We start from the raw sequence: 17,411 nt of genomic DNA, 5'->3' as shown, positions 1-17,411 counted from the left end.
CACGCCCGCCCATCCCCCCACCCCGTCCCACCCGCCACCGGACAGCCGACGAGGAGGACAGCACATGCTCAGCCCACAGTGGTCGCGGCGGCCGTCACAGGCCCATGACCACCACACGGTCACCGCACAGCTTGCGCAGGTCGTCCTCGTCGGAGGTGAAGACGGTGACAGGCCCCGGCTGTCGCAGCGCGACGGTGGCCAGGGCCGCGTCGATGGCGTACTTGTGGCCGTGGAGACCGGCCTCCTTGAGCAGGTCGATCGCCTCGTTGGCGATCTCCTCGGTCACGGGCTCGACGTGAACACGGGAAAGCGCCCAGTGCCATGCCGGGACGTACGTTCGCACGTCGTACGCCTCGATCAGGGTCATCGATGTGGTCATCACACGGACACCGAACCGGTGGGCGTCCTTGATCCGGACACCCATGCGTCTTTCTCCGCGCACCCACCGCGACAGCCCCTCGCAGTCCAGGAGGTAGACGGCATCCTTCTTCACGCCGCTTCCTGCCGCCCGGACTGCTCGGGCGCCGGCTCGACCGGCTCACCGGCGGCCACCCGGCGGGCCCGGGCCAGCTCGGCGTGCCGGCGCTCGATCTCCCGACGCTCGGCCTCCGCCTCGGCCAGCTCGGCCTCGGTGACCTCGCCGTACTCCTTTTCCCACCACTCGACCGCTTCTCCGAGACGGTCCTGCTCCCGCTGGCGCTCTATGGCGTGCGTGACGTAGCGGCTGAATCCGCCGGGGCCGACCTCGGCGCGGATGGCCTCGGCCAGCTCTTCGGGGAGCGTCACGGTGTACTTCTTGGTTGCCATACCGACGCCCCGCGGAGGCAGCCACCCTGAACAGCGCGGCTTCACACGATCGAGTGCGCCGCAGAAAACCTCCACCTGAAGGAGAGCGAGACACCTCATGGCCCAGCAGCCGCTCCTCCGCGATGTCATCGACATCAAGGAGTCCATCTCCACCTCGGACTTCGTGCTGTCCCTCGCCGAGGCGACGACGCCCGAGGGCGCCGAACACGCGCTCAAGGACTACGTCGTCACGGAGCGACTGCTGGAGAACTTCGACGAGGCGCTGGACCTCATCAAGGCCTCCCTCGACGGACACCGCTCCAAGGCCGCGTACCTCCACGGCTCCTTCGGTTCCGGTAAGTCGCACTTCATGGCCGTGCTGTACGCACTGCTCAGCGGTGACCCGGCCGCCCGCGCCCGCACCGAGTTCGACCCGGTGCTGACCAAGCACGAGTGGCTGGGCACGGACGGCAAGAAGTTCCTGCTCGTGCCGTACCACATGCTCGGCGCCAAGGCCCTCGAACAGCGCGTGCTCGGCGGCTACGTCAGCCACGTCAAGAAGCTGCGCCCCGAGGCGCCGACCCCGCAGGTCTACCGCACCGACTCCCTCTTCGCGGACATCCGCGCCATGCGCGCCAACATGGGCGACGAGGCCGTCATCCGCGGGCTCGGTGTCACCGATGACGAGGAGGACGAGTGGGGGGAGGGCTTCGCCTGGACCCCCGCCCTCCTGGACGCCGCCCTCGCCGCGGCGGAGAACCACGAGGCCGCCGTCCCGCTCGACCTGCGCAACCCCTCCACCCCGATCGAGCTGCGGGCCAAGCTGGTCAGTGACGCCAGCGCCAACCTCCTCCCCGGCTTCGCCAAGAACGCCGCCGAGGACGAGCACGGGTTCATCTCCCTCGACGCCGGTCTCTCCGTCATCGCCGAGCACGCCAAGTCGCTCGGCTACCACGGGCTGATCCTCTTCATGGACGAGCTGATCCTGTGGCTCGCCACCCTCATCCACGACCAGAAGTTCGTCGCCCGTGAGGCCAGCAAGATCACGAACTTCGTGGAGGGCGGCGACGCCCGCCGTGCCATCCCGATCGTGTCGTTCATCGCCCGCCAGCGCGACCTGCGCGAACTGGTCGGCGAGGAGGTGTCCGGGGCGGCCGAGTCGTCCATCCAGGACACCCTCAACCTGGCCTCCGGCCGCTTCGACAAGATCACCCTTGAGGACCGCAACCTCCCGCAGATCGCCCACGCCCGTCTCCTCAAGCCGAAGAACGCCGAGGCGGAACGCCTCGTCGACGCGGCCTTCGAGCAGACCAAGCGGGTCGGCACCCAGGTGTGGGACACGCTCCTCGGCTCCGACAAGGGGACGACCGGCGCGGACGCGGAGTCGTTCCGGCTGACGTACCCCTTCTCGCCCGCCTTCATGGACACCCTCGTCCACATCTCGTCCGCGCTGCAGCGCTCCCGCACCGGTCTGAAGCTGATGGGCCAGCTCCTCGCCGACCACCGCGACGAGATCCGGCTCGGCCAGCTCATCCCGGTCGGCGACCTGTACCCGGTGATCGCGGAGGGCGGCGACAAGCCGTTCACCGACAGCCTCAAGGTGGTCTTCGAGGCCGCCGACAAGCTGTACAAGACGAAGCTCCGGCCATACCTGCTCAGCTCGTACGACATCACCGAGGACGACGTCGAGCAGTACCTGCACCGGCCCGACACCCTCGCCGCCGATCCGCAACTGGCCAACCGCTGCCGCCTGTTCGTCGGCGACAACCGGCTCGTGTGCACGCTCCTGCTGTCCGCGCTCGCGCCCAGCGTGCCCGCCCTGTCCGAGCTGACGATCCGCCGGCTCGGCGCGCTCAACCACGGGTCGGTCATGGCGCCGATCCCGGGCAGCGAGGTCGGCATCATCAAGAACAAGGTCGCCGAATGGGCGGCCCGGTTCCCCGAGATCAAGGAGACCGGCACCGACACCAACCCCGGTGTCCGGCTGGAACTGTCCGGCGTCGACGTCGACTCCGTCATCGCCAACGCCCAGGTCAACGACAATCCCGGCAACCGCGTCGCCCTCGCCCGGCGGCTGCTGTCGGAGGAACTCGGGGTCGAGCACGGCCAGTTCGCCGACGAGCTGAACTTCACCTGGCGCGGCACCGCGCGCACCGCCGAGGTCGTCTTCGGCAACGTCGCCGACGAGGACGAGCTGCCCGACCACGACCTGATGCCGCAGCAGGACGGCCGCTGGCGGATCGCCATAGACCTCCCCTTCGACGAGGGCGAGTGGGGGCCCGTCGAGGACGCCAACCGCATGCAGCGGCTGCGGGAACGCCAGCAGGGCGAGCGTTCCCGCTCCATCGCCTGGCTGCCCGCGCACCTGTCCGCGCAGCGCCTCGCCGACTTCCGGCGGCTCGTCGTCATCGACAAGGCCCTCGCCGACGAGCACCGCTTCGACACCCAGTACGCCGGCCACCTCAACGCCGACAACCGCAGCCGCGCCAAGGGCCTCCTGGAGACCCAGCGGGACGCCCTGCTCAAGCAGGTCAAGGGTGCGTTCAAGCAGGCGTACGGACTCGCGCAGAAGCAGGCCGCCGACGTGGTGATCGACTTCGACGACCACCTGGTGGCGCTGCCCGACGTGGACGACCTCACCCTGTCCTTCGGGCAGTCCCTGCACGACGGCATCCGGCACGTGGCGGGCAAGCTGCTCGCCCACCAGTACCCGGCCCACCCGAACCTGGACCCCGACGCGACCGGCACCGCCGTCAAGCCCGTCGACGCGCGCAAGGTGTTCACCCACGTGCGGGCCGCCGCCGAGGCCCGCGACGGACGCGTCGAGGTCCCGGCGGGCGACCGCAAGCTGATGCAGCGCGTCGCCGGGCCGCTGCGCCTCGGACAGCAGAAGGAGGCCTACTTCGAGCTGTCCCGCTACTGGGCCGACCACTTCCGGCAGCTCGCCAGCGCGCAGGGCGCCACCGGCGACCACACGCTGATCAGGCTCACCGACTGGACCGACCAGCCCGAGCCGCGCGGCCTGCCCGACTTCCTCACCCGGCTCGTCGTCGCCTCGTTCGCCGAGATGGACGACCGGGTGTGGGTGCGCGGCGGCACCGTCCTGGACCCCGCGCCGGAACTCTCCGCGATCAAGGACCACGACGCCCTGCGCAGCCAGCCCCTGCCGAGCGAGGACGACTGGACCACCGCACGGCAGCGCTACGAGACGGTCTTCGGGCAGAAGGCGCCCACCCTGCGCCGCGGGCGCATGGTCAACCAGTTCGCCCGCCAGATCGTCGAGTCCGCCCGCTCCCTCAAGGAGGACGCCGCCGAACTCGTCCGGCGGCTGGAGGAGCACGCCGCCTTCCTCGGCCTCGACGAGACCGACGACACCGGCCGCCTCGCCCTCGCCCGGCGCTCCCTCCAGTTCCTGGAGACGCTCACCGGCGGCGGTGCGCAGGGCGGAGCCGGGGCCAAGAAGACCGTGGAGGCCCTCGCCGCCTTCGACCTGGGCGAGGTCAGCGCCGACCGGTACGGCACCTCCGTCAAGCAGGCCGGCAGTGTCGCCCGCGCCGTGACCGAGGCGTCCTGGCACACCCTGGAACTCGCCACCGGGCTCGGCGCGGAGGGTGCGGCCCTGCTGGACTCGCTGCGCAACGTGGCCCGCCGCGACCAGCGCACCGCCGACCTGCGCGAGGCGCTGAAGCGCACCGAGCGGGAGATCCTGGCCCTGATCAAGCGCAACCAGGCGGCGGCCACCCCGCCGCCCGCCCCCGTCGCCCCCGCGACGGCCACCGCCCCGGCCGACACGGCCGACGACCTGTCCCTGAACACGCCGACGAGCGACCCGCGCATCCCCTTCACCCAGCAGACCGGCACCACCCAGGGCAGCGGCGGGGCAGGGCGGTCCAGCGGCCACCGCACCACCACCGTCGGACAGGCGACCAAGGCCCTGGAATCGGAACTGTCCGAACTGGCGAAGAAGAACCCGGGAGCCACCATCGAGATCACCTGGCGGGTCGTCGACCGATGACCACCACCGCTCCCGCCTCCGACCCCGCCGCCGTACCGGGCGCGGTCCGGCTGAACACCGCGACCGTCACCCAGTACCTCTCCTCCCAGCCGCAGCTCGCCGCCTCCCTCCGGCCGGGGGGCGAGAACCGGCGCCGGGCCGTCCTGCTGCGCTCCGCGCCCCGGTGGGACGGCCCCGCCGAGCCCGCCTGGGCCGAGGGCCGCACCGCGCGCGTTGCAGCGGCGCTGTCCCCGCTCGCCGTCCACGAGCTGGTCCTCGACCACCTCGCGGGCCGTAACCCCGGCCCCGCCGTCCTCGTCGTCCTCACCGACCGCGAACAGCACGAACTCGACCCCGCGATCCTCGCCCGCGTCCACAAGAAGGCCATCGACACCGTCGACAGCTGGGACGTGGTGCGGGAGGCCTTCGGCGCCCGGCAGATCGACCCGCGCCTGAAGGACGCCAACTGGGCCGCCGAGGCCCTGCTCGACGCCACCCCGCCCGGCGGCTGGCCCGCCGTCTCCGGCGGCTGGCTCTCCCGGCAGTACGCCCTCACCGCCCTCGCCCAGCGCCGCCTGCGCCTCGGCCGCTACGACACCGACACCGCCGTCGCCCCCGCGCAGCGGCCCGGTGACGAACGGCTCGACGCGCAGGCCCTGCTGGACTGGTCCACGCGCGCGGGCGGCCCCGAGCGGCTCCTCGGGCTGCGCGGCCCCGAACGGACCGGACTTGCCGCCTTCCTCGGTGAGGACGACCAGGCCGGACTCGCCGGGCGCGCCCTGCTCGCCCTCGTCGACGCCGAACGCGGGGCCGACGCGGTCGCCTTCGGTCTGGTGTGCGCGGCCCTGTGGGAGCACGCCGAGCCCGCCCCCGAGACGTACCAGGCCCGCGGTCGGGCCGAACGCTACTTCGGCGAGCAGCCCCCGGCCACCGGCGACCGGCTCGACACCCTGGTGTCCGTCTTCGGCCGGGCCGCGGAGAAGTACGTCGTCGCCCTGCTCGCCACCGGTCACCGGCCCGCCGGCACGACGGACCCGGACCGGGCGCGCGAGGCCCGCCGCCTGGCCGGCATCGTCCTCGACCGGGCGGCGGCCCTGGCCCGGCAGTTCGGCGCCGAGAGGGCCGTCGAGTCCAGCCCGGTGATGAAGGGCGGCCTGGAGTTCCGGTTCACTGCCGTGGGGCACGCCCTCGCCGCTGCCGCAGGCACGGACACAGGCGCGGTCGCGGACGCCGTACGGCACCTGGCCGAGCACGAACTCGCCGGTGACCCGGAGGAGTCCGCCCGCATCGAACGGGCCCGGATGGGACAGCGGCTCGCCCGCTGGCTGGCCGCCGAACCGCCCGCCGAGTCACCCACCGTGGCCGCCGCCATAGAGCGGCACGTCGCCGAGACCGGCTGGGTCGACCTGGCCCTCGAACACATCGAGGCTGGCGGCGACCCCGACCCGGTGCTGAAGGCCGCGTACGACGCCCTCGGTAGGCGGGTCCGTGAACGGCGCCGCGCGATCGACGCCTCCTTCGCCCGCGCACTCGCCGTCTGGACCGAATCCGGCACCCAGCCCGGCTCGATGCTGACCGTGGAGACCTTCCTCGACCAGGTCGTGAAGCCCGTCGTCACCCACGGTGAGGGACGGCGCGTGCTGCTCCTCGTCCTGGACGGCATGAGCGCCGCCATCGGCAACGAACTCGGTGAGGAACTGCGCCGCACCTGGGCCGAGTTCGACCCGCTGCCCCACGGCGGGCCGCAGCGTCGCGCCATGGCCGCCGCACTGCCCACCCTGACCGCCGTCTCCCGCACCTCCCTGTTCGCGGGACGGCTGACGAAGGGCACCCAGGCCGACGAGAAGCGGCTGTTCCCCGCGCACAAGCTGTGGGGCGGTGCTCCGGCCGCCGTCTTCCACAAGGACGACCTGCGGGCCGAGCAGGCCGGGGACACCTTCGGTCCCGCCCTCACGGAAGCGCTCACGGACGGCAGGACGCACGTCGCGGTCGTCCTCAACACCATCGACGACCGCCTCGCCAAGGAGCAGAAGCTCGGCGACGGCGCCTGGCACGTCGACCATGTCGCCGGGTTGCGCGACCTGTTGCGGGCGGCCGCCTTCGAGGGCATGGCGGTCGTCCTCACCAGCGACCACGGGCACGTCGTCGACCGGCACGGGGTGAGGGTGGAGGCGGCGGAACCGCCGTCCGCCCGGCACCGCCTGCCCGGCGGCGGCCCGCTCGCCGAGCAGGAGATCACGCTGTCCGGTCCCCGGGTCGTCTGGCCCGAGCCCGGCGCCACCATCGTCGCCCTGTGGGACGCAGACTCCCGCTACACCTCGCTCAAGGCCGGCTACCACGGCGGCGCGTCACTCGCCGAGTTCACCATCCCGGTGCTCGCGTTCCTGCCCTTCGGCGCGGAACCACCCCAGGGATGGCGCGAGTTGGGGGAGCAGCGGCCGGACTGGTGGTCCACCGGCACGCGGACCGCCGACCCCGTCGCTGCCCGTCCGGTGGTGGCCCCGGCCGCTGTCCCGGCGAAGAGGACGGCTGCCAAGCCGAAGAAGGAACAAGCCGAACTCGCCAAGACCCACGACGCCCTCTTCGACGTGGCCGTCACCGCGGGCGGCGACGACACGCTCGTCACCCCCACCCTGGTCTCCCCGGACGAGACCTTGGTCAACGGCCTCCTCGCCTCGGAGACCTACCTGGCCCAGCTCGGACTCCTGGCGCGCAAGCCGCCGCAGGAGCAGATCAGGAAGGCGCTCGCGACCCTCGTCGACGCGGGCACCCTCCCGGTCACGGCCCTCGCCCAGCGCGTCGGCCTGCCGCCGACACGGGGCGACGGCTTCGCGGCCGTCCTGCGGCAGCTCCTCAACTACGACGGGGTCCAGGTCCTGGAGACCCTCCCCGACGGCCGCACGCTCCGGCTGCACACGGCCCTGCTGAGGGACCAGTTCGAGCTGGGGTAGAGGTGAGGCGGTTCGCCGCCTACGCCTGCCCGGCGTAGGCGGCGAACGCGGCCCACTGCTCCGTGGAGAAGGTGAGTGACGCAGCCTGGGGCTTCTTGGAGTCCCGGACGTGGACGGCGGCGGGGGTGGCGGCGACCTCTACGCAGTCGCCGCCACTCGTTCCGCTGTAGCTGCTCTTGAACCAAGCGAGTTCACCGAACTGGTTGGTGTGCGGATCAGTGCTCATAGCTCCCCTACCATGCGCTCGATAAGGCGTGAGGACTCCTCGGTGCTGAGGGCCTGCGTCCGCAGCATTCCATATCGCATCCAGAACTCGCTCACCTCGTGGCGGTCCGACCTGACGCTGACAATGTCCTGTGTCTCGACATAGACGTACTGCTTGCGGTCGGCGGACTCCAGCAGGACCATCCCGCCGTTCAACCCGCTGTGGGCGCCCCGAGCGGTGGGCATGATCTGCAGTTCGACGTTGCGCATGGCCGAGCACTGCAACAGGTGCTCCAACTGTCCGCGCATCACGTCGACGCTGCGCACCATGCGTCGTACCGCAGCTTCTTCCACGACGAACACGAAGACGATGGGAGGGTTCTTCCGCGTCAGCAGCGCCTGTCGGGACAACCGGGCTGCTACTCGCTGCTCGATGGTCTCTTCGTCCAGCGGCGGGAAATGTGCTTCAAGCAGGGCTTCCGCATACTGCTGGGTCTGAAGCAAGCCGGGAATCAGCAGGGGATCGTAGGAGAAGCGGCTGACCGCCTCGGACTCCAGCAACGCGAAGTCCTAGAAGAACAGGGGGAGCTTTGCCCGGTCCACGTCCTCCTGGAGAACTCGGAGAGCGCCACCCGCTTCCAACACCCGTTCCGCAGCCTCGGTGAAGGAGACCTTCGCAGGCCGCCGCCCCTGCTCCACCGAAGCCACCTGCTCCACCGAGTACCCGATCGCGTCCGCGAGCCCCTGCTGCGTCAGCCCCGCCCGTTCGCGGAACAGGCGCAGCAGCTTGCCGTAGACGCTCCACACGGCCGGCCGTTCCTTCTCCGGCTTGCGTCCGCCCGTGGTCCGGCACGTGCGCTCCGCTGCCCTGCCCATGTCGCCCCCTGATCTGCCACAGTCCTGGTGCGACCTGCTCAACGACGGCTCGGTTCAACCGATGCGCGGGGTGGACCCGTACAACGGCCGTACAAACCCGTACCGGAGCCGTACCCGTGATCAACTACCACCCTCCGACCTGGCAGAGGCACCTACCGTGACGAGACGGTCACCGCATGAGACTGGCCGACACCGCCCCCGAACCCTCCGCCCGTACCGAACAGTTCACCGTCCGCCTGAGCAGCACCAGACGCGGTGCCCGACTCGCCCGCCGCCTCACCGCCGAGCGGCTCGCCGCCTGGGGGATCCCGTACGACTCGGAGGCCTCGCACGCCGCCGTGGCCGTCACGGCGGAACTGGCGGCGAACGCGATCACACATGGCCGGCTGCCCGGCCGGGACTTCCTGCTGTCGCTGGCACGACACCCGGACGGAGTCCGTATCGAGGTCGCGGACACCCGCCCGGAACGCTTCCCGAAGACGGCGGTCAGGCCCACCGGCCCCGACGCGTTGGAGGCGGAGACGGGCCGGGGCCTGCTCCTCGTCGCCGCGTACGCCGACACATGGGGCTGCCACATGCGAGACGCCCACACGAAGACCGTGTGGGCGGAGATCACGCATCCCTCGTGACCGGACGGTCCGGCGGGCACCGCGCGATCAGGAGACGAACGCCCGCAGCAGCCCGGCGAACGCGGTCAACTCCTCGACCGTCTTCGCCGGGAGCGGCTTCTCGTCGAAGTGGGCGATCCGGTTACGGATGTCCTTCACCCGCTTCAGACGGCCGATGAACTGCTCCCGGGGCATGTTCGGCCATTTCAGGGCCTCCCAGTTGAGATCGGCGCGGTCGGCGAGCGACTGCTTCGTCTGGTCGCCGTCCAGGAGCCTCAGGTAGTCGCCGAACATCAGGTCCGACACCTGGCCGGTGCGCTGTTCGGGCTTCTTGTTCGTCTGGACCGCTTTCACGGACTCCTCGTCCAGGGCCGCGCCCAGACAGCGACGCAGCAGGGACTCGATCTCCCCGACGATGAAGAAGGGCCGCGCCGCCCCCTCGAAGCGCTCCGTGACGTCCGCGGCGGTGACGATGCCCGACAGGCATCCGTCGTCGCCGCGCACGAGCAGGTAGCCGTGCTCCTTGACCACCGGGAGGGCCGCGAAGAGCTCCTGGCGCGCGTCCGCGACCGGCAGGGAGTCCTTCTCCATGGCGTTCTCCAGCGTGGCGGCCTTGCCCGCCTCGTACATCCTGGCCACCGAACCCCAGGTGACCACGCCGTGGATCTGCGCCATGCCGGTGGTCACCGGCACCTGGGAGAAACTCTCGGTACGCATCAGGAAGGTGGCGTGTGCCAGGGAGTTGCCGAGGGTGACGCCGCGCACGCCCCGCCTGGCCGACGGGATGTCACCGAGCAGCAGCCGCTGGGGAAGCGAGGGGAGGGCCTCGTCCGCCTCCTCCCCGGCGTCGCTCTCGACAGGGCCCGCCTGTGCGGGGATGGAGGCGATGGGGACCACGTCGACACTGCTGCGCAGTCCGCAGACCGCGAAGTCCGGCAGCGTCGTCAGTCCCGAGTCCGCCAGCGCCTGCGAGATCAGGTGCACCGTGCGGTGGTCGCGGACCCGTACCTGGAACAGGTCGAGGATCTCCTGCACGGGCACGGTGCTGCCCTTGAGCGCTGCGAGGTCCTTCTCGCTCGGCCTGGTGGTCATCGGACGTCGCCCTCCGACAGGTCACGGAGCATGGTGCGCTTGCCCATGGCGGACTGCACCAGGTCCTGCAACTGCCGGGAGCGGTCGGTGTAGAAACGCTTGTAGTCGCTCTCGCGCAGCGTCTCCGGATCGATCAGGTGGGTGGCCACCACGTCGTCGAACCACTCGGGGCGCATGTCGGAGGCGGCGATCAGGGTGGAGAGGTAGGACGACGGCGCCCCCATCATGTCCATCGTGGCACGGTAGGACAGCGGGGTCTTGTTCACGATCGAGCTCGTCGGCAGACCCTGGCTGTTGCCCCGGCGGAACCACGCCTTGGGGAAGATCTGCCGGACGTCCACGCTGTACTCGTCGAGCCGGCCCGGGCTGAGCGGGGCGTCCGTGTAGTGCCAGTCGACCGCGCCCTGCTTGATCAGCAGGGCGTAGATCCCCTTGTAGGCGGCGCTGTTGCGGGTGGTGAGGGTATCGAGCCGTTCGGTGAAGAAGAAGGCGTCCGCGACCGTGTCGGGTGTGTGGTCCTCCTGCCGGATCCAGCCGACGAGCTGTTCGACGTCCCGGGTGAAGCGCGTCTCGGTCGAGCCGCCGTACATCTCACCCAGCACCCCGCACCAGTACCACTGCTCGATCTTCTCCTCCGGGCCCAGGCCCTCCGTCTCGTCGCCGAGGATCGCGCGGACGGCCGCGAGCGGGACGAGCTGCGTCTTGTACGGAAGGTCGTTGGGCCGGACGATGCACTGGCGTTCCAGGAAATCGCCCACCCAGGCGAACGCCTCGGCCAGTTCGGGCGCCAGGCGGACGAAGTCGGCCAGCGGGAGGTCCAGCAGGTCGCGCCGCTTGCAGGACACCGCGGCCCCGACACCCGCCTCCTTGCGCTCCCAGGTGCGTACCAGGGCGATGGCCTGCAGGAAGTCGATGCTGCTCAGGCCGTTCTCCAGGCCGCTCTCCAGTCGGCCGAAGACCGGGTACTTCGACGCCAGCGCCTGCTTGATCTCCCGCCACACCTCGGGAAGCTGGTAGTAGTCGCCGGTGCGTTCCACGTACTCCGGGTCGCCGGCGTAGGTGGCGGTGAGCAGTTCGAAGACGTTCAGGGGCACGCCGCCGGTGTTGACGCGCTCGAACACCGCGCAGACGGCGTCCATGGAGGTGGAGGCGGCCAGCCGGATCATCGGGACCTGGAAGGCGCGGACCTGCTGGAGGACCAGGTCGTCGAACTGGCCCCAGCGGTCCCAGTTCCGCTCCTCGTCCGCCTTGATGTAGCCCTTCTTCCACTGGTTGACTCGCTGGGCGTCGAAGACGAGGTGCAGCGGGAAGAGACCCGCCGCGCACTCGGCCTCCTCGGTCCTCAGGTCCAGGACCACCGTGCGGTTGAAGTCGGTGCGCAGCACCTTGTCCGCCGGGACGGACAGGATCGCCTCGTCGCGGTCGGCGGACGGCCCGACGGCCTTCTCGATGTCGACGTAGTACCAGCGCTCGATGGGCTTGCCGCGGGAGTCCGACGTCTCCACCGGGGCGTCCAGCCACAGCGACTGGAAGAGCGAAGTGAGGCGCTGCTGCCCGTCCAGCAGCAGGAGGTCCGCCTTCGGATCGCCCTCGGGGCGGGCCCCGGTGAGCGTACGGGAACGGAAGCGGGTGGCACCGCCGGTCTGCAGCGTCATCACCACACCGAGCGGGTAGTCCAGCGTCACCGTCGCGATGATCGCCCTGATCCGGTCGTCGTCCCACTTCCAGTTCCGCTGGAAGTCGGGCAGTTGTAACGCCCCCGAGGCGACGTCCGCGAGTACGTCCCTGAGCTTCAGATTGTCCAGTGCCGCCATGTTTCTCTCTTCTCACCCTGCCGCGCGTACGGAGAGTGATTCCAGCAGCGCTCTGCGGTGACCGTCAACTTGTTCACCGGAGAACGGGATCACCGCGAGCACCGGTGAGCCGGCGGTCGCGGGCAGCGCCAGCCGGCTCACCCCGCTTTGCCTCCTCGCCCGAGTGGCCATACTCCCGGCGTATGTGGCCGTTTTACTGCGCGATGCGTCCGAGCTCCTAGATCATGCGGATCAGTGTGTGGTGACCGGCATACCCCTGAAGTGGCCGGTGCGGTCGACTTCGGACATCGCCCCCCGCACTGAGGCTTCACCCACGTGTCGGTCGGCAGGACATCGTGGCCCGGTGATCACAGTCGAAATGGAGAACCTCGATGAGCGCTTACGCCGCCCCACTCGTCGACGCTGCACCCCCGATGAGCGCGTACGAGAAGCAGATATGGGACATGCTCAATGAGCGCTGGCAGCGCCGGAACAATCGCCGTGGCCTGCCGAACTGGGCGAGCACCGCCCTCGGCCGCACGGGGGAGGTCGCGGGAAACGCCGCGAGACGGGTGACGGCCGCTGTGCCGGAGGCGGTCACGGACCCGATCCGCCGCGCGGGTGAGGCGGTCGCCGACACGGCCATGCGACCGGCGCTCGCAGGCGCGGCAGCGTTGCTCGAGCTGGTCAACGACTGGGCCATGGACCTCAACGACCCGAAGAGCGTCGAGGAACTCGCCCGCAAGCGAGGCTTCGACATCGACAGTTTCACCGAACTGCGACAGCAGGACCTGAAGGTCTGCGACCGGCTGCTGACCCGCAACACCCTCAAGTGGCGAACCACCGGCGCGTTCGAAGGCGGCGCCATGGGCCTGCTGGCCATGGTCCCCGTCGCCGGTATCCCCGCCGCGATGACGGCGGACATCCTGGTCGTCCAGGTCCTGAGCACGTCGATAGCGACGCGCATCGCGTACTCCTACGGCTACGACGCCAAGGACCCCGAGGAGCAGGACTTCATCCAACGCCTGGTGCAGCGGTCCTTCATGGCGCAGGCGGCCAAAGCCAAGCCGTTGCACGAGACCGCACGGGCGGCGAACGCGGTCAAGGGGCGCGTGAACTGGTCACAGAAGCTCCGCAACGACCACCGTCTCCTCGCCGCCCTTGAGAAGTTGATGAAACAGCTGGGCCCGGCCGGCTCCAGAGTGCCTGTCAAGAACGTCGCCAAGGTCGTGCCGTTCGTGGGCGTCCTCATCGGTGCCGGCATGAACTCCGCGATCCTCGGCAGGGTGGCCGCCGACGCCCAGCGGTACTGCCAGACCCGATTCCTGTGCGACAAGTACGGGCTGCCGCTACCGGCTGCACTGGCGACCGACCGGGACGACGAATTCCCGACCGACGCCACGTGACCTTATACGGCTACGAACCGGACATCATGCACCTTCGTGAAGGTCCTGGTACGCGCAGAGATGAAACACTGGTCTCCGTGAGCACCACCGGATCAAAGCGCCCCGTACAGGTCAGCGCCGCCCGCCGCCGTACCGTCGTCGACGCCCTGCGCCGTGGCGCCGTACCCGAGAGCGGGCTGGACCTGCTCGCCACCGGGCTGGACCGGTTCGAGACGGCACTCGACGCGGAACTGGACGCGGTCGCCTCCGGCGGCTCCGTGTTCAAGGCGGTGCGCGGTGAGTACGGGTCCGGCAAGACCTTCTTCACCCGGTGGCTGGGAGAGCGGGCCAAGCGGCGCAACTTCGCCGTGGCCGAGATCCAGATCTCCGAGAACGAGACCCCGCTGCACAAGCTGGAGACCGTCTACCGGCGGCTCACCGAACGGCTCACCACGCCCAGCTTCCCGCCCAGCGCGCTGCGGCCTGTCGTGGACGCCTGGTTCTACGCGCTGGAGGAGGACGCCCTCGCGGCCGGCGCGACCGAGGAGGAACTGCCGGGAGAGGTGGAGAAGCTCCTCGTCGCCCGGCTCGCCGAGGTGTCCCGGCACGCGCCGTCCTTCGCCACCGCGCTGCGCGGCTACCGGACGGCGCTCGCCGCAGGAGACGAAGCCACCGCCGCGGCCGTGCTCGCCTGGCTGGGCGGCCAGCCGCACGTGGCCGCCGCCGCACGCCGGTCCGCAGGGGTGCGCGGCGACCTCGACCACTTCGGCGCGCTCGGCTTCCTGCAGGGCCTGCTCACCGTGCTCCGCGACTCCGGGCACACCGGTCTCGTCGTCGTCCTCGACGAGGTGGAGACCCTGCAGCGAGTCCGCTCCGACGCCCGCGACAAGGCGCTCAACGCGCTGCGGCAGCTCATCGACGAGGTCCACTCGGGGCGCTTCCCCGGCCTGTACCTGGTGATCACCGGCACGCCGGCCTTCTACGACGGTCAGCAGGGCGTGCAGCGCCTCGCCCCGCTCGCCCAGCGGCTCGCCACCGACTTCACCACCGACCCGCGCTTCGACAACCCCCGCGCCGTGCAGATCCGGCTGCCCGGCTTCAGCCAGGAATCCCTGGTCGGCCTCGGCATCACCATCCGCGACCTGTACGCGGACGCCGCCGAGGCCCCCGAGCGCGTGAAGACGGTCGTCGACGACGCCTACGTCGCCGACCTCGCGCGGGCCGTCGGCGGTGCACTGGGCGGGAAGGTCGGGGTGGTACCCCGGCTGTTCCTGAAGAAGCTCGTCGGTGACGTCCTGGACCGGGTGGACCAGTTCGACGACTTCGATCCCCGGCAGCACTACCGGCTGACCGTCGCGAGCAGCGAACTCACCGACGTCGAGAGGAACCTGGCCGCCTCCGTCTCCGGCGGTCCCGCCTCGGCCGACGACTTCGACCTGGAGCTGTGATGGCGCAGGACGGCAACCCGGTCGGTGACACCGCGAACGGCGACGGCCCGGCCGACGTGCTGGACCGGCTCGACCCCGTCGTCCTGCACCACATCGTCAACACCCTCGGCTGGCCCGACCTGCGTCCCCTCCAACGGGCGGCGATCACGCCGCTCATGGGCGGCGAGGACGCCGTACTGCTGGCGCCGACGGCGGGCGGCAAGACCGAGGCGGCCTGCTTCCCACTGCTGTCGGCCATGACCGAGCAGAAGTGGGCCGGCACCTCGGTGCTGTACCTGTGCCCGCTCAAGGCGCTTCTCAACAACCTTGTCGGCCGCGTCGACACGTACGCCCAGTGGCTGGGCCGCCGTGCCGCGCTCTGGCACGGCGACACCAAGGAGTCCCAGCGGCAGCGCATCCGCACCGAGGCGCCGGACATCCTCCTCACCACGCCCGAGTCGCTCGAGGCGATGCTGATCGGCGTCAAGACCGACCACGCCCGGCTGCTGGGCGGCGTACGGGCCGTCGTCGTCGACGAGGTGCACGCCTTCGCGGGCGACGACCGGGGCTGGCACCTCCTGGCCGTACTCGAACGACTGGAGAGGGTCACCGGCCGCCCCATCCAGCGGATCGGACTCTCGGCGACCGTCGGCAACCCCGAGCAGTTGCTGCACTGGTTGCAGGGCGCGGGCGCCGGAAACCGTACCGGACAGGTCGTCGCCCCCGGAGTGCAGCTGCCGCCCGCCCCCGGCCCTGCAGGACACGACGGCAAGGCCCCGGCCAGCCCACTCCCCAGGCCGGCGGGCGAGGTGGAGCTGGACTACGTGGGCTCCCTGGACAACGCCGCCAAACTCATCGCGGCCCTGCACCGGGGAGAGAAACGGCTCGTCTTCTGCGACTCGCGCGCCCAGGTCGAACAACTGGGCGCCGCGCTCCGGGCGCGCGAGGTGACCGTCTTCCTGTCCCACGCCTCCCTCTCCGTCGACGAACGCACCCGCTCCGAGCAGGCCTTCGCCGAGGCCCGCGACTGCGTCATCGTCTCCACCTCCACCCTCGAACTCGGCATCGACGTCGGTGACCTGGACCGTGTCGTCCAGATCGACTCACCGGCCTCCGTCGCCTCGTTCCTGCAACGCATCGGCCGCACCGGCCGGCGCTCCGGCACCGTACGCAACTGCCTGTTCCTCACCACCCGCAAGGACACCCTGCTGCAGGCGGCCGGACTGCTGCTGCTGTGGTCGCGCGGCTGGGTCGAACCGGTCCTCCCGCCGCCCGAGCCGCGCCATCTCGTCGCCCAGCAACTCCTCGCCGTCACCCTGCAACAGCACAAGCTCGGCGACCGGTCGTGGGACCGGCAGTGGAACGGACTCGTTCCCTTCGACCGGTCCGCCGCCCCCATCCTGCGCCACCTCACAGAGGAGGGCTTCCTCGATGACGACGGCGGCATGCTGTTCGTCGGACCCGAGGCCGAACGCCGCTTCGGCAGGCGGCACTTCATCGAACTCACCGCGTCCTTCACCGCGCCGCCCCAGTTCACCGTGCTGTCCGGACGCACGGAGATCGGCCGCACCGACCCGAGCGTGCTCACCGAGGAACGCCCCGGGCCCCGACGCCTTCTGCTCGGCGGACGCAGCTGGCAGGTCACCTACATCGACTGGCTGCGCAAACGGGTCTTCGTCGAACCCGCAGACGGCGGCGGCATCGCCAAGTGGATGAACGGCGGCATCGCCGGACTGTCCCACGCCCTCACCCGTGCGATGCGCGAGGTACTGCTCGGTGCGGACCCACCCGTGTCGCTCACCCGCCGCGCCGAGGCGTCCCTGGCCGAACAGCGCGAGAGCGACGCCCCCGACACGGTGCACCCGGGCGGCACACTCATCACGCGCGTCGGCAACGACGTGCGCTGGTGGACCTGGGCCGGCTACCGCGCCAACGCCACCCTCGGGGCAACGCTGCAGTCGGTCACGGACCCCCTGCAGCGTCCCACCGACTGCTGGCTGCGCCTGCGCGAAGACCTCACCCCGGCCGAGTGGCGCGCGGCCCGCGAGAGCGTCGGCGAGAGCCTGGTCCTCCCCGACGTGGACCACCGCGCCGTACGCGGCCTGAAGTTCTCCGCCGCCCTCCCGGAACGCCTCGCCGTTGCCACGGTCGCGGCCCGGCTCGCCGACTTCGAGGGCGCCGGTGTGGTTCTGCATGAACCAGCACGGTTCCATCACGGTCGTTGACCGAGCTTCCGTGCGCCGGATGATGCCCTACCGAGGGGATGGTCCACCGGCCCCCCCTCGGAGGGAGACG

At 70.7% G+C, this 17,411-nt stretch carries 11 protein-coding genes and 1 pseudogene; 6 read left to right on the top strand and 6 right to left on the bottom strand.

Going from position 1 to position 17,411, the window contains the following annotated elements; all coding sequences use genetic code 11:
- Positions 1-94 precede the first annotated feature (94 nt).
- Both ACIP5W_RS07385 and ACIP5W_RS07380 read right to left on the bottom strand, forming a co-directional pair.
- A complete protein-coding gene (locus ACIP5W_RS07385) occupies positions 95-493 on the bottom strand; it encodes a hypothetical protein (protein WP_401468093.1) in 399 nt (132 codons plus the stop codon).
- Entirely contained in the window at positions 490-807 is a 318-nt protein-coding gene (locus tag ACIP5W_RS07380; protein ID WP_401468090.1) for a hypothetical protein, read from the bottom strand. Before ACIP5W_RS07380 ends, ACIP5W_RS07385 begins: the two co-directional genes overlap by 4 nt.
- Before the next feature lie 97 nt (positions 808-904).
- On the opposite strand from ACIP5W_RS07380, the gene ACIP5W_RS07375 reads away from it, so the two are divergent.
- Together ACIP5W_RS07375 and pglZ are read left to right on the top strand one after the other, a co-directional pair.
- Positions 905-4,801: a phage resistance protein gene (locus ACIP5W_RS07375; protein WP_401468087.1), complete on the top strand. Its 3,897-nt coding sequence runs from the start codon at positions 905-907 to the stop codon at positions 4,799-4,801.
- On the top strand, positions 4,798-7,731 hold the full coding sequence (gene pglZ / locus ACIP5W_RS07370; RefSeq protein WP_401468084.1) for a BREX-2 system phosphatase PglZ: 2,934 nt from the start codon (positions 4,798-4,800) through the stop codon (positions 7,729-7,731). Before ACIP5W_RS07375 ends, pglZ begins: the two co-directional genes overlap by 4 nt.
- A gap of 19 nt (positions 7,732-7,750) precedes the next feature.
- Here the strand turns inward: pglZ and ACIP5W_RS07365 are convergent, their stop codons facing one another.
- Positions 7,751-7,957 (bottom strand): DUF397 domain-containing protein, encoded by a 207-nt coding sequence (locus ACIP5W_RS07365; protein ID WP_401468081.1) that lies wholly within the window; start codon positions 7,955-7,957, stop codon positions 7,751-7,753.
- A pseudogene (locus tag ACIP5W_RS07360) lies at positions 7,954-8,811 on the bottom strand (helix-turn-helix domain-containing protein). The gene ACIP5W_RS07365 and the pseudogene ACIP5W_RS07360 overlap by 4 nt, the downstream one beginning before the upstream one ends.
- A gap of 176 nt (positions 8,812-8,987) precedes the next feature.
- Between ACIP5W_RS07360 and ACIP5W_RS07355 the strand changes: the two are divergent.
- Positions 8,988-9,440 carry an ATP-binding protein gene (locus ACIP5W_RS07355; protein WP_401468078.1) on the top strand — a complete coding sequence of 151 codons (453 nt, stop codon included), beginning with the start codon at positions 8,988-8,990 and terminating at the stop codon, positions 9,438-9,440.
- Between the two features lie 27 nt (positions 9,441-9,467).
- Here the strand turns inward: ACIP5W_RS07355 and ACIP5W_RS07350 are convergent, their stop codons facing one another.
- Together ACIP5W_RS07350 and ACIP5W_RS07345 are read right to left on the bottom strand one after the other, a co-directional pair.
- Complete coding sequence (locus ACIP5W_RS07350) at positions 9,468-10,511, bottom strand: CBS domain-containing protein (protein WP_401468075.1); 1,044 nt, start codon at positions 10,509-10,511, stop codon at positions 9,468-9,470.
- The gene (locus ACIP5W_RS07345) at positions 10,508-12,325 is read right to left on the bottom strand and encodes a DUF262 domain-containing protein (RefSeq protein WP_401468072.1); all 1,818 of its coding nucleotides are present in this window, start codon (positions 12,323-12,325) and stop codon (positions 10,508-10,510) included. Before ACIP5W_RS07345 ends, ACIP5W_RS07350 begins: the two co-directional genes overlap by 4 nt.
- 371 nt (positions 12,326-12,696) lie before the next feature.
- On the opposite strand from ACIP5W_RS07345, the gene ACIP5W_RS07340 reads away from it, so the two are divergent.
- The 3 genes from ACIP5W_RS07340 to ACIP5W_RS07330 all read left to right on the top strand — a co-directional run bounded on the left by ACIP5W_RS07340 (position 12,697) and on the right by ACIP5W_RS07330 (position 17,341).
- A complete protein-coding gene (locus tag ACIP5W_RS07340) occupies positions 12,697-13,710 on the top strand; it encodes an EcsC family protein (protein ID WP_401468069.1) in 1,014 nt (337 codons plus the stop codon).
- A gap of 77 nt (positions 13,711-13,787) precedes the next feature.
- A complete protein-coding gene (gene brxD / locus ACIP5W_RS07335; RefSeq protein WP_401468066.1) occupies positions 13,788-15,137 on the top strand; it encodes a BREX system ATP-binding protein BrxD in 1,350 nt (449 codons plus the stop codon).
- Positions 15,137-17,341 carry a DEAD/DEAH box helicase gene (locus ACIP5W_RS07330; RefSeq protein WP_401468063.1) on the top strand — a complete coding sequence of 735 codons (2,205 nt, stop codon included), beginning with the start codon at positions 15,137-15,139 and terminating at the stop codon, positions 17,339-17,341. The genes brxD and ACIP5W_RS07330 overlap by 1 nt, the downstream gene beginning before the upstream one ends.
- Positions 17,342-17,411 lie beyond the last annotated feature (70 nt).

This window comes from Streptomyces sp. NPDC088766 (genome assembly GCF_044750845.1).
In the GTDB taxonomy this organism is placed as follows: Bacteria; Actinomycetota; Actinomycetes; order Streptomycetales; family Streptomycetaceae; genus Streptomyces.
The sequence above is the reverse complement of the archived record's forward strand: the minus strand, read 5'-3'. Positions and strand labels throughout refer to the sequence as shown.